We start from the raw sequence: 13,558 nt of genomic DNA, 5'->3' as shown, positions 1-13,558 counted from the left end.
ATTGTACTTTGATGACAAAATACAAGATGAAACTCATAAACAAAGCGATGGCTATAACGATACCAGTTCCCCAATTAATTAGGGGTTTTCTTGGAATATTAGTTGGATTATTTTCCATGTTTTTTTTGTACTAAAATGATTAACAAACCATTACAAATTAAAAGTTTGCAAGATTAAAATTTTAATTAGCCATAGATTAAAAAAATTATAAGGATTAATCTGTGCTAATCTTTTTAATCTGTGGCTCTTTTTTTTTTATACGTTGAAGTGAGATGCACTAAAGTGTAAAACCTTCAACTTCATTGTAAGTCAGAAATCAATCGAAACTCCTTGGACTTAGGAAAGTCGTTGTGGTGGTTTCTACTTTTTTATCTCCTTCATATACTTCAATTAACAATTTGGTCTTATCGCTTTCTAATAAGTATTGATTAATCTCTATAAAAAGAGTCCCACTACTCATACCTTGTTTAGGGACTTTGAATTTTGATTTTCCTACAATGTCTAATTTTCCTTTAATTCCTTTTAATTCAAAGTGAATGTCTTCGAAATTATTGTTGGTTTTATTGATAATTTTAAAGGTATATACGTTACTGATATTCTCGCCTTTATGTTGAAATAATTGTCCTGGTAAACGTAAAATGGTTGCTTCGACATCATTACGCAAGAACAATAACCCTGTCAAAACACCTATTAAGATTGCTAATATTGCCGTATAGCCTTTCATACGAGCCGTAAACTTGAAAGGTGCTTTTTTCTCTATTTCATCTTCTGAGGCATAGCGAATCAAACCTTTGGGTAAACCTACACTTTCCATAATGGTATCACACTCATCAATACAGGCGGTACAGTTGACACATTCTAGTTGTGTGCCATTACGAATGTCGATTCCTGTGGGGCAAACGTTCACACATTGTTTACAATCAATACAATCGCCTTTGCCTGTTTCTTCACGATTTTCTTTTTTGTTGAATGTGGCTCTACCTGTTTCTTTTTCGCCACGAACAAAATCATACGCTACATTTATTGATTTATTGTCTAACAAAACGCCTTGTAAACGACCGTAAGGACAAGCAATAATACACACTTGCTCTCTAAACCAAACAAAAATAAAATAGAAAACACCTGTAAAAATGGATAACGAAATTAGCGTCTTGATATGATTCAACGGCCCGTCTTCAATCATTTGGAACAATTCGTCACTTCCTATCAAATAGGCTAAAAACACATTGGCAATCAAAAACGAAATTATTAGAAAGAGCGTCCATTTCAGTCCTTTCTTTCTCATTTTATCCGCATTCCATTCTTGTTTTTGCAATCGTATTTGTGCACCTCTATCCCCTTCAATCCAATACTCGATACGTCTGAAAACCATTTCGAGGAAAATAGTTTGAGGACAAATCCAACCACAAAAAATGCGTCCAAAAATAACCGTAAACAAAATCACAAAGACTACACCCACGATCATAAAGAGTACAAAAATGTAAAAATCTTGTGGCCAAAATGGAAATCCAAAAATATTGAAACGACGTTCTAAAATATTGAACAACATAAACTGATTGCCATTGATTTTCACAAATGGATTGGCTACCAAAATCAACAACAAAAAATAACTTACCCATTTGCGGTAATCATAGAATTTGCCCGAAGGTTTTTTAGGAAAGATAAACTTTCTTTTTCCTTCGGTATCAATGGTTCCGATCGTATCTCTAAAAGCTTCGTTTGGTACTTTTGACATTTTGTTTGGTGTTTATTACCGTAGATTATCTTTTTATTGCCACAGATTAAAAGGATTTTAAAGATTTTTCTAATCCTTTTAATCCGTAAAATCTGTGGCAATAATTGTTATTTCACCTCTGGAGCAGCGGCTTCTTCAACCCACACTTCTCCTTCAGGTGCTTTGGCAGCAGCAGGATTACTGCCTTTAAGAGAAAGAATATAACTCGCTACTTTTTGGATTTCTTTTGGTTTTAGCGTTCCTTTCCAGGCAATCATCCCTTTTCCGTCACGACCACCATTTGTAATCGTGTGAAACAAGTTTTTGACACCACCTCCTAAGATCCAATGATCATCAGTTAAGTTAGGACCAATTTGCCCTCCTGCATCTGCACGGTGACAAGCAGCGCAGTTATTTGTGAAAATGGTTTTTCCAATTTCTAATTCGGCTGGATCAGTTAATAGAGTTACTGTTTTTTCGTCCATCAAATCTGGAGCAGTTTTCATGTATTCTTCCACATCCATTTTGGCTTGAGCCAATTCTTTTTGGAGTTCCATTTCTTGGTTATCAGCACCCATGATTTCAAATCGTACCAAATACACCACAGAGAAAAGGATACAAGCGTAAAACAAATACACCCACCATGGTGGCAAATTGTTATCTAACTCCTTGATACCATCATAATCATGATGTAAGATGATTTCGTTCTCGTTTTCCATTGCTTGGGTACGAGTCAACTTTTGCATCAACTTTTTAAACCAAGCTTTCTCTTTGTAGCTCAGCTTATGTTCGGTTGCTATTTTTTGTTTTTCTTCTTCAGAAAGCAGGTTGTACGTGATATTGTCTACGGCACTTAACGTGATTTCTATAGCAATCAAAAGGAACATAAATACCAATAAAAAAACCGATACCATAGGGAATTTTAAAAAAGCGGGGCGATCTCCCGAGTCAATTAAGTATTCCATTGCACCAAAAACGAGAAAGAAAATTACGGGTACTCTTACGTATGATGGAATTATTTTTTTCATTCTAACTATTTTGAAATTATACTTTTATTTTATCGTCCAATGGAATTTGACTTAACTCCTCAATTTTTTCTTTTTTATACGATACAACCCAAATTGCCAATCCTACAAAGAAGAAAAAGAAAATCAATAACGATAGGATGGGGTAAATGGATACTCCTGCTATCGTTTCCATATTGTGTTTTATTTGTTCGAACATTTTTTTATTTTTTTAGGTTCTAAGGTCCTTAGGCGCTAAGATTCTAAGTTTTCTTTAGGGGTCTAAGAATCTTAACGTCTTAGAATCTTATTTTTAATTTTTCACTTTTATATCCGTTCCCAATCTTTGGATGTATGCTATTAAAGCAACGATTTCACGGTCTTGCATTGGGACAAAGGTTTCTCCTTTAGCAGTGGCATGTTTTCTACTATCCTCATAACTTTTTACAAAATCAGGGTCAGCTTTTAAGTTCTTTTCAATTTGAAGGGATTGTGCTTTGATTGTTTTTTGAGCATTTGCCACCTCAGCATCTGTATAAGGAACGCCTAATTTTTGCATCACTTTCATTTTTCCTTCGATATCCGTAATATCTAAAGCTTTGTTGTCAAACAGCCATTTGTAGCCTGGCATAATAGAACCTGAAGACGTACTTTGTGGATTCCACATATGGTTAAAGTGCCAGTTGTCGTTGTACTTACCTCCCACTCTTAACAAATCAGGACCGGTACGTTTTGACCCCCATAAAAATGGATGATCGTATACAAATTCTCCCGCTTTAGATTGTGGGCCATAGCGTTCGACTTCAGAACGGAAAGGTCTTACCATTTGAGAGTGACACCCCACACAACCTTCACGGATGTATAAATCACGTCCTTCCAACTCCAATGGAGAATAAGGTTTTACACTTGAAATCGTTGGTATATTGGATTTTACCATAATCGTTGGAACAATCTGAATAATTCCACCAATCAAAATAGCAACTGTTGCTAGAATGGTTAATTGTACTGGTTTTCTTTCTAACCAAGAGTGAAATTTTTCTCCTTTCAAACGACCTTTGTTTATACGTTCTAGCTCTGGTGCTTCCGCTAATTCGTCTTGGATAGTATCATTAGCACGGACAGTTTTATAAATATTATAAACCAATACAAACATTCCGATGATATATAATGTACCACCAATAGCTCGCATCCAGTACATTGGTATAATTTGAGTTACGGTTTCTAGAAAGTTACCATAAGTCAACGTTCCGTCAGGGTTGAATTGTTTCCACATAGAGGCTTGTAAAAACCCTGCAACATACATAGGAAGCGTGTATAAAATGATTCCTAATGTTCCAATCCAAAAATGAACATTGGCTAATTTCAAAGAGTACAAAGGTCCTTTAGACATGCGAGGCACTAACCAATAAATGATTCCAAAAGCCATAAATCCATTCCAAGCCAAAGCGCCTACGTGTACGTGAGCAATAATCCAATCAGTAAAGTGCGCTATTGCATTTACATTTTTTAATGACAACATAGGGCCTTCAAAAGTCACCATTCCGTAACCTGTAATAGCAACCACAAAGAATTTCAAAACAGGCTCCGTACGCACTTTATCCCAAGCACCACGCAAAGTCAAAAGTCCGTTAATCATACCACCCCAAGATGGTGCAAGCAACATTATAGAGAAAACAACTCCTAAATTCTGAGCCCAGTTAGGCAAAGCGGAGTATAATAAATGGTGAGGTCCTGCCCAGATGTATAAAAAGATCAATGACCAAAAGTGAACAATTGATAAACGATACGAATACACGGGACGATTAGCCGCTTTTGGTATAAAATAATACATCAAACCTAAAAACGGTGTTGTTAAGAAAAATGCTACTGCATTATGACCGTACCACCATTGTACCAAGGCATCCTGCACTCCTGCGTAAACAGAATAACTTTTCATAGCCGAAACTGGCAATGCCAAACTATTAAAAATATGCAATACAGCAACAGTTACAAACGTAGCCAAGTAAAACCAAATTGCTACATACAAATGTCGCTCTCTACGTTTTAAAATGGTTCCAATCATATTGATACCAAAAACTACCCAAATTAAAGCGATGGCAATATCAATAGGCCATTCTAGTTCCGCATATTCCTTTGATGTTGAATATCCTAAAGGAAGTGTAATGGCTGCCACTACAATAATGAATTGCCAACCCCAGAAATTAAGGTTGCTTAAAAAATCGCTAAACATTCTGGCTTTGAGTAAACGCTGTAACGAATAATAAATACCTGCAAACATCGCATTCCCTACGAAAGCAAAGATTACCGCATTAGTATGCAAGGGACGTAAACGACCAAAACTCAACCACGAAATCCCATCTGTCATATTGGGGAATAAAAATAGTGTCGCTAATAAGAGTCCAACGGCCATACCTACTACCCCAAAAACGATGGTGGCGTAGATGAATTTTTTAACAATTTTGTTATCGTAATAAAACTGTTGCATTTCCATAAATAAATTTGTTTAATTGTTTTAAATCGGGGTTATAAAACCGACTCTTAATTATTGTTTGTTGCTTTTTTTGATTTCGATTTTTCCTTGGTTTTAGCCAATTCGTCGTCAAAAAGCATCCGTACAGAGGGCGTATAATCGTCGTCGTATTGTCCTGTTTTGACTGCCATTATGAAGGCAATAAAAAAAGCAACAGCAACCACTATACTGATGGAGATTAATAAATAAATGACACTCATACCTTAAAAATTTTATGAAACAAAATTAACTTTAGCGTTGTGGGCATACTATGATATTTATCATACTTTGGAAAAATGTTAGGGGAAGAGAGGTTATTTCTTAGGAGTTAGTTGTTATGGGTAAGAGCTAATATATAAGGATATATTTCCGAATTGTTTAGTGTGATAAAGACGAGTAACTCTTAACTTTTTACGCTTAACTACTAACTTCTAACCACTCAACTTCCTAGCATAATAATTACTCATAACCGTCACAAAACTCACTATGGTTATCGTACTCAAAGGCATAATGATAGCGGCAACTAACGGTAATAAATGGCCTGTAATAGCAAAGGACAATCCGACAACATTATAGAGTAGCGAAAGGATGAAGCTCATTTTTATGGTAGTCATTCCTTTTTTCGAAAGCTTTAAAAAATAATGTAATTGGTCAAACTGACTGGCTTCTAAAATTCCGTCGCAGGCTGGCGAAAACACATTCACATTTTCTGATATAGAAATCCCCACGTTGCTTTGTGCCAATGCTCCAGCGTCATTGAGTCCGTCACCAACCATCATTACGTTTTTGCCTTCGTCCTGTAATTTTTTGATAAATTCAAGTTTCTGTTCTGGTTTTTGATCGAAAATCAATTGCGTTCCAACAGGTAAGATCCGTTCTAATGTCGCACGTTCGCCTTCGTTATCTCCTGATAAAACCTTCAATTCGTAGGTAGAACTCAACGTTTTAAACAATTGTTCCAATCCATTTCTATATTGATTTTCAAAAATATAAGCACCGTAATATTCGGTTCCAATGGTGATGTGTACGGCAGTATTTTTTATATCGGTTTGAATACTCTTTGCAATAGTTTTGCAAAAAGAAGCCGAACCTAATTTTATATCAATCCCTTGATAACTGACTTGAATTCCTTTGCCTGTGATTTCCTCAAAATCGTCTAATTTTACGGTTTTGACTTCAGGTAGAAAGTCATATAGCATGCGACTCAACGGATGGTTAGAAGCACGAAGACTGTTTTTAACCAAAATCTGTTGTTCCTCATTTAACCATTTTCCTTGGTAACTGATGGATGCCTTTTTATTAGTCGTGATTGTTCCTGTTTTATCAAAAACAACGGTATTCACGGCGGCTAATTGCTCTATAACCAAAGCATTCTTGAGGTATATTTTTTTCTTTCCTAAAATACGAAGTAGGTTTCCCATCGTAAACGGCGCTGTCAAAGCCAACGCACATGGGCAAGCCACAATTAATACCGCTGTAAAAACATTAAAAGCAATATTAACATCAATAAAAATCCAGTAGCCAAAACCTAAAACAGCGATCAATAATAAAATAGGCGTAAAATAACGACTGATGCTATCGGTAATGCTTTTGTGTTTTTGATGCACTGATTTTTGAAAAACCTCGTTGCTCCACAACTGCGTGAGGTAACTCTGAGAAACAGATTGTAACACTTCCATTTCGATGCTTTTGCCTACCTGCTTCCCTCCTGCATAGATTTTATCTCCTGATTTTTTGATAATCGGTTCGGCCTCACCAGTTACAAAACTATAATCGATGGCGGCAGTTTCACTGATTAGGATTCCGTCAACGGGAAGTAATTCTTGGTTTCGAATAAGCAAGCGATTGCCTTTTTCAACTTCATAAACGGGAATGTTTTCTTCGGATGAATCCAAATTTATTTTGGTTACCGCAATTGGGAAATAGGATTTAAAATCACGTTCAAAACTAAGAAAGCTATAAGTTTTGGTTTGGAACATTTTTCCTAACAACATAAAGAAAATCAATCCCGTCAAACTGTCAAAGAATCCAGATCCATAATCAAATGCAATATCTACAACGCTACGTAAAAACATTACGATAATTCCAAGTGCAATAGGAATGTCAATATTTAGCATGCCCGACTTGATGCTTTTGTAAGCAGAAACATAATACCCACTAGCTGAATAAAAAAAAGCGGGAAGTGATAAAGCAAAAATTAATCCTCTAAAAAATGGTTTATAAGTATCTAACCAAAATTCACCTACTTCAAAATATTCTGGAAACGACAACAACATGATGTTTCCAAAACAAAAGAAAGCCAATCCTAATTTATAGGTCAAACTACGATCTACTTTATGGTTTCCTGTTTCATAATTTTCCAGACTGATATACGGTTCATATCCTATGGAACTCAATAAGTACACAATCTCTTTCAGCGAAACCGCGTTAGAACGATAGGTAATTCTAACCGTTTTTTGAGGAAAATTAACTTGTGAACTTACGATTCCGTTTTGCAATTTTTGCAAGTTCTCAAGAATCCATATACAGGAACTGCAATGAATATGCGGAATATTCAACGAAACTACAGCGCTAGTTTCTTCTTGAAATTCTAATAGTTTGCTAACGATTAGCTCATTGTCTAAAAAGTCATATTTACCCTTTATATCTAATGGGGTTGCTCCAGGGGATTGTTCAAAATCATAATAACAGCTCAAATCATTGACAGAAAAAATTTCGTACACAGTTTTACAACCGTTGCAACAAAATTTTTTATCATCAAAAACAATTTCTTCTACTTTAATTATGTCTAATCCACAATGGAAACAATTAGTTGTATCCATAATTTACTCATTTACCTGTGGCAAATTTCCAGAATGATTGTAGCACAAACTATGATAAATGTCATATAAAAGATTAATTTTGGTAATTCAATAAATTAAGCAATACGAAATGGGCAAATGTGAACAATGTATCGTTAGAGAATTCAGTTCCCTTAAAGCGCTGAACAAAGATGAATTATTACAGATTGCTAATTGTAAAACTTCTTATACAATAAAAAAAGGGGAGCATTTATTTGAAGAAGGTGAAACAGTTAATGGTATTTATTGTATCAAAGACGGTGTTTGTAAATTATCCAAACTAAGTGCTAATGGCAAAGACCAAATTGTTAAATTAATGAAACCCGGCGAATTGCTTGGTCAGCGCTCCATGATTAGTGATGAACCTGCTAATTTGAGTGCTGTTGCTCTTGAAGACATGCAAGTATGTTTCATACCAAAAGCAGAGATATTAGGTTTCTTTGACAAGAACAATCAATTCTCGATGAATGTCATGAAAAGTATTTGTGGTGATTTGAAAGATGCCGATGATCATACGGTATCAATGGCTCAAAAACCAGTAAAATCGAGACTTGCTGAAACCTTATTGCATTTAGAAACCAACTTCGGAAAAAACAGCGATGGCTCTTTACACATCCAACTTTCGAGAGAGGAACTTGGAGGTATGATAGGAACAGCTACTGAAAGCTGTATCCGTTTGTTATCTGATTTTAAAAAATTAGGATTAATTGAATTAGACGGAAAAAAAATAGTTCTAAAAGACCATAAAGAATTGCAAAAATTAGCGGAATAAATTTGAATTTTGCTTTAATTGTCACATTGTTCCGAATTTTCGGGGAGTGGAAAGTATCTTATTGTAACGTCTTCGACAGGCTCAGACTGACATTTTTGTAATCAACAAAATTTCCTAAAAATAAAACCATTAAGAAATTAAGTTTTATTAAGCATTCCTTTGCTTCATTTTCTTAATCCCTTAATGGTAAAATGGTTTACTTTCTATTGTTATTAATCCTTAAGAAGCTTTTGCTAATTCTGGAATTTCAATTTCTTGAATAAGTCCTTCGTAAAAGCAAAACAATTGTTTTGTTTGCAAATTGTTTTCAGATAAAACACTAGCATGGCTAAATAACTCTTGGTAGTATTTTATACCTTCCAATAAATTATTTTTAAAAGTTTTCCATTTTTTTAATTGTCCCTCAGCCACTATATCTGAAAAATTTAAAATTTCTTTTCTCAAATAATCCACATACATTTTGAGTTCGTTTATAAATAGATTAGGACGATCCGTTCTAGTTAAAACAGAAGCATTTCCATAAATATGTTGCACCATATCCACCAATGAAACTTCTTTTTCAAAATAAGCCAAATTAGGACCTGGACAAACCACCACACCTTGATTCTGACCTTTAATCGCTATACCGTTTTCAAGGTAAGAAGCATTCGCTAAACCTACACAAAGACACGATTTATCGGTAATGGTATTTCTCTTTTTTTCATAGTTTTCTATCGAAAGTGTTTCTTTTTCTGCTTCTAGACTTTCCAGTTTTAAATCTTGGAATTTTTTAGAGGCGGAGCACATTCCTTTGGCACCATATTCTTTACTTAACGCTAGAAATTTCTTTGGACATGAACTACCTGGCACATTGGCTTCAATACGTTTTTGTTTCAGGAATTCATTCGTCGTTCCTTTTACGGCATTGAATGGAATCCCTAAAGGCGAAATAGAACTTAGATAAAAATCATCTTCTTTTGCATTCGCTAATAAATTTCGAGTATTCACATCTGTCGAAGTAGCTTCTGGAACCAATAAAAACGGTGAACCCCAACCAATCGAATCCAATTCGTATTGATTAAGTAAAAATTCGTGTTCTTGTGCTGTTCCTACTCCACCTTGAGCCGTAATTTTCAATTCTAATGGATTTTGTGGCACTACTTTTCCCTTGGCTATTAAAGCTTTCACCATCAACTGATGAGCGGAATTAACCAATTGTTCTTTCTTAGCTTTGAATTCTTCCAAAATAGGTCCTAACAAAAGTCCTTCAGTAGCAAATGCATGACCGCCACAATTCAATCCTGATTCAATGCGATATTCCGAAACCCAAAGTCCTTTTTTAGCTAAAAAATTCCCTTGAATCATCGCCGAACGAAAATCACTTACTTTCAAGATAATTTTCTTTTGCAATTGGTTGTTAGCATCTGGAAAGAATACATCGAAGTTCTCAAAATAACTGTACAATCTAGGATTCATTCCAGCTGAAAGCACCACTGAGGACGTTAAAGTACTGTTAGCAAACCCACGAAGGGAAGCATGAGCATCATTAAATTCTGTTGGTAATTGAACATCTTTATCAAAATTATCTTTGTCGACTTTCGTCATAATATTAACATCGATATTTCCTGCTGTCAAATGTTCTTCGAGATAATTCAAAATCGTTTCTTTGCCTTCGTTAATCACTTTTTGTAGTCCTAATTTAATCGTTGAACAATTAGGCAACATAGCTATATAATCAGTCAAAGCCAACTTACTTTCAGCCAATTCATTTTTATAAGTAGCAAATTTTTGCTTAACAATAGTATCCACTAAATTCAAATACGAGGTGATTCTTTCCGCACGATAATCCTGCATTTTTTGAGTAATCTCTCTATACTTAACATGAAATTGTTTACTATAAAACTGATTCATTTTTTCAATTAAATCATCATCTACAATCGAAACTACTGAGGAGATTCCGTATTGTGCTACTTTAATGGGACTGTCTATTGTATATCCCAGTCCCATAACTGGAATATGGAAACTATGTATTGGATTTGTTGTCTTCATTGGTTTGTATTTAATTTTTACAGAATTTTGCCAAAATTAAACCAACAAAGCAGCATAAAATATGATAAATATCATTCAAGATTATAAATATTATTTTTACCTATGAAACTAGTTTTAAAATCACTAAAAGTGGGTATTGTAATATGTTTCTTAAACCACTATATTTACTTTTTTTAAATCTTAACTTAACCTTAAAAAATGATTCAATTAAAATTATTAATTCCATTATGCTTATTTGTGCTACTATCTGTTTCTTGTTCATCAGACGAAAAGAAAGATCCACAAGTAGAATTCAACGATTTAACTACTAGTACAACGGATCAATTTATAGAAGATGTCGTTACAATTAACCTAGAGGGAACAGGTTATACTGAAGCTAATTTATATTCCTCTAATACCAAAATAAAAATTACAAAAATTGCTACTTCAGTCTTTGAAATTTCAAGTACAGTTGCAACAACAGCAACGATAACAGCTGAATTAAAAAACAACAGCAGTAACAAAACTAAAAGTGTGACTTTAAATTTTGTAGAACATGGGGTAAAAGACTTTAACACTGTAGAAGGTATTAAAGTAGATGTTGATAAATCAAATAAAGTCGTAAGCCTTATAGGTGAGCCTGATTATAAAATAAACTCAACTGATGGTTTAACTGAATATTGGATTTACTTGTCAAAAGGTTTGGATGTACATATATTCAAAAGCACTACAGTGGTTACACAAATTGCTATGAAAAGTTCCAATTATTTCTATACCAATAGCGAAAATATTACGGCTTTTTACACTAATTATCCTTACGAAATTGGAAACGGTTGGAAAATAAATAATGCTGCGACCACAATGGATGCTATTGTTGATAAATTTAATTCATCAATAACAAAATCAGGTTTGAATACTCCACCAGTGAGCAATATTGGATATCAATATGAAAAAGAAAGACTAATATTTCGTTTTTATAGTGATTCAGAAGATAACTATAAGGATAAAAAAATTATCTTCTTTACTATTTATTAATTTGAAATAGGAATACTAAATACAAGAACGGTAGTAACTATAAGTTGCTACTGTTTTTTTTAGCTAACAGTTCCCCAACTTTAGTTTTATTTTAGGATACCCTTATAAATTCAGAAAGCACAACATCCTTATCTTTGTATACATTAAACTCAAAATTATGTGTGCCAAAACTATTGCCTATTCTATTTTAGATCTTGCTATTGTCACTAAAGGAAATTCTATCAATCAAACGATAAAGAATACTGTTACCTTGGCTCAAAAAGCAGAAGGATTTGGTTATACAAGATATTGGTTAGCGGAACATCACAATATGCCTGCTATCGCAAGTAGTGCAACAGATCTTTTAATAGGCCATGTAGCGCAGGCAACTACAACCCTTAAAGTGGGTTCAGGTGGTATTATGCTCCCTAATCATTCTCCATTAATTGTAGCGGAACAGTTTGGAACTTTGGGAACGCTTTACCCTAACCGAATCGACTTAGGATTAGGCAGAGCCCCTGGCACGGATCAAGAAACGGCGCGTGCTATTAAATCTGATTTTATGGATGCCGCACATTCTTTTCCAGATGAAATTGAAAAAATTCAAACATACTTTTCAGAAAATAATCAGCATGCCAAAGTAAGAGCTACCATGGCTGAAGGTGTTGCTGTCCCAATATACATTTTAGGTTCTAGTACAGAGAGTGCTCACTTAGCCGCAAGAAAAGGATTGCCATATGCATTCGCTAGTCATTTTGCTACCGCTCAATTATTTCCTGCATTGAAAATATACCGTGATGAGTTCATGCCATCAGAAGTACTGTCGACACCTTATGTAATGACTGGAATTAACGTTTTTGTTGCCGAAACTGATGAAGAAGCAGAACGAATGGCGACTTCCTTTATCAAGATGATTGTGGGTTTATTGACTGGTGCTAAAAGAGAATACCTAGACGAGGCTTGTGAAATGACTCCTGATTTAAGAGAAACACTAGAACATCCTACAGTACAACAAATGGCACGATATACCTTTATTGGTTCAAAAAATACGGTAAAAAACCAACTTATCGATTTTATTACTAAAACGGAAGTCGATGAACTTATTGTAACAACCAATTGCCACAACCAAGAGGCTCGAATAAAGTCCTATCAGTTACTGGCTGAAATCATTCAGGAAATTAATCAAAGTTAAAGTAGTCAGATGGTTAGTCTGAGTTTATCGAATACACTACAAAGAAGCATTTTGACAGGCTCAATGTGACATGCTACAAAAATTAAAACCTAATTGCTTTACAGTTAGTTTTAAAAAAAAACATAGAATCATAGGCTTGTTTTGGTCTATAAGTCGTTTTACTTAGCATCGTAAATCATAGGGATTTGGACGAAAATTTACTTTTAGTGCTATTTTCAAGCTGATCTAAATTACATCTTAAGAATAATTTACCCATTTGGAATACTTAATTTTCATAGGAATACAGATGCCCTAGCCTGATAGTAGCGGAAATCCTTGTGGAGACTTTGCTTTTGTCTCCACAAAAGTTGTTACAAATAGCAGGAAATAGCTCCTAAATAAGAAGATTAATTATTTCATATTAAACGGCTAATTTCTTGATAAAAAACGTTTTTAGGCTGTCCTAAATCCTAAAATTCTACCTATATTTGTGCCTTTCAAAAAAATAACACACAATGACGACTTTA

The 13,558-nt window shown here is 34.5% G+C and carries 10 protein-coding genes; 3 read left to right on the top strand and 7 right to left on the bottom strand.

Annotated elements, in window-relative coordinates; genetic code table 11:
- Nucleotides 1-316 precede the first annotated feature (316 nt).
- The 6 genes from ccoG to WBQ70_RS04325 all read right to left on the bottom strand — a co-directional run bounded on the left by ccoG (nt 317) and on the right by WBQ70_RS04325 (nt 8,049).
- Nucleotides 317-1,735, bottom strand: coding sequence for a cytochrome c oxidase accessory protein CcoG (gene ccoG / locus WBQ70_RS04350; RefSeq protein WP_423911072.1), 1,419 nt, complete (start codon nt 1,733-1,735; stop codon nt 317-319).
- 107 nt (nt 1,736-1,842) lie between these two features.
- A complete protein-coding gene (locus WBQ70_RS04345) occupies nt 1,843-2,742 on the bottom strand; it encodes a cbb3-type cytochrome c oxidase N-terminal domain-containing protein (protein WP_423911069.1) in 900 nt (299 codons plus the stop codon).
- A gap of 16 nt (nt 2,743-2,758) precedes the next feature.
- The gene (locus WBQ70_RS04340; protein ID WP_423911067.1) at nt 2,759-2,938 is read right to left on the bottom strand and encodes a CcoQ/FixQ family Cbb3-type cytochrome c oxidase assembly chaperone; all 180 of its coding nucleotides are present in this window, start codon (nt 2,936-2,938) and stop codon (nt 2,759-2,761) included.
- A gap of 93 nt (nt 2,939-3,031) precedes the next feature.
- Nucleotides 3,032-5,209, bottom strand: a complete 2,178-nt coding sequence (ccoN, locus tag WBQ70_RS04335) for a cytochrome-c oxidase, cbb3-type subunit I (RefSeq protein ID WP_423911064.1) — start codon at nt 5,207-5,209, stop codon at nt 3,032-3,034.
- A gap of 47 nt (nt 5,210-5,256) precedes the next feature.
- Entirely contained in the window at nt 5,257-5,448 is a 192-nt protein-coding gene (gene ccoS / locus WBQ70_RS04330) for a cbb3-type cytochrome oxidase assembly protein CcoS (RefSeq protein ID WP_423911062.1), read from the bottom strand.
- Nucleotides 5,449-5,658: 210 nt separating this feature from the next.
- Nucleotides 5,659-8,049, bottom strand: a complete 2,391-nt coding sequence (locus WBQ70_RS04325) for a heavy metal translocating P-type ATPase (protein ID WP_423911059.1) — start codon at nt 8,047-8,049, stop codon at nt 5,659-5,661.
- Between the two features lie 109 nt (nt 8,050-8,158).
- Between WBQ70_RS04325 and WBQ70_RS04320 the strand changes: the two genes are divergently transcribed.
- Nucleotides 8,159-8,839 carry a Crp/Fnr family transcriptional regulator gene (locus WBQ70_RS04320; RefSeq protein WP_423911056.1) on the top strand — a complete coding sequence of 227 codons (681 nt, stop codon included), beginning with the start codon at nt 8,159-8,161 and terminating at the stop codon, nt 8,837-8,839.
- 219 nt (nt 8,840-9,058) lie between these two features.
- Here WBQ70_RS04320 and WBQ70_RS04315 read toward each other — a convergent pair whose 3' ends face one another.
- Nucleotides 9,059-10,867: a hypothetical protein gene (locus WBQ70_RS04315; RefSeq protein WP_423911053.1), complete on the bottom strand. Its 1,809-nt coding sequence runs from the start codon at nt 10,865-10,867 to the stop codon at nt 9,059-9,061.
- A gap of 198 nt (nt 10,868-11,065) precedes the next feature.
- On the opposite strand from WBQ70_RS04315, the gene WBQ70_RS04310 reads away from it, so the two are divergent.
- Both WBQ70_RS04310 and WBQ70_RS04305 read left to right on the top strand, forming a co-directional pair.
- Nucleotides 11,066-11,881 carry a hypothetical protein gene (locus WBQ70_RS04310; protein ID WP_423911050.1) on the top strand — a complete coding sequence of 272 codons (816 nt, stop codon included), beginning with the start codon at nt 11,066-11,068 and terminating at the stop codon, nt 11,879-11,881.
- Between the two features lie 157 nt (nt 11,882-12,038).
- Nucleotides 12,039-13,052, top strand: coding sequence for an LLM class flavin-dependent oxidoreductase (locus tag WBQ70_RS04305; protein WP_423911048.1), 1,014 nt, complete (start codon nt 12,039-12,041; stop codon nt 13,050-13,052).
- Nucleotides 13,053-13,558: the final 506 nt, after the last annotated feature.

The organism is Flavobacterium sp. (assembly GCF_049590715.1).
Lineage (GTDB): Bacteria > Bacteroidota > Bacteroidia > Flavobacteriales > Flavobacteriaceae > Flavobacterium.
The sequence above is the reverse complement of the archived record's forward strand: the minus strand, read 5'-3'. Positions and strand labels throughout refer to the sequence as shown.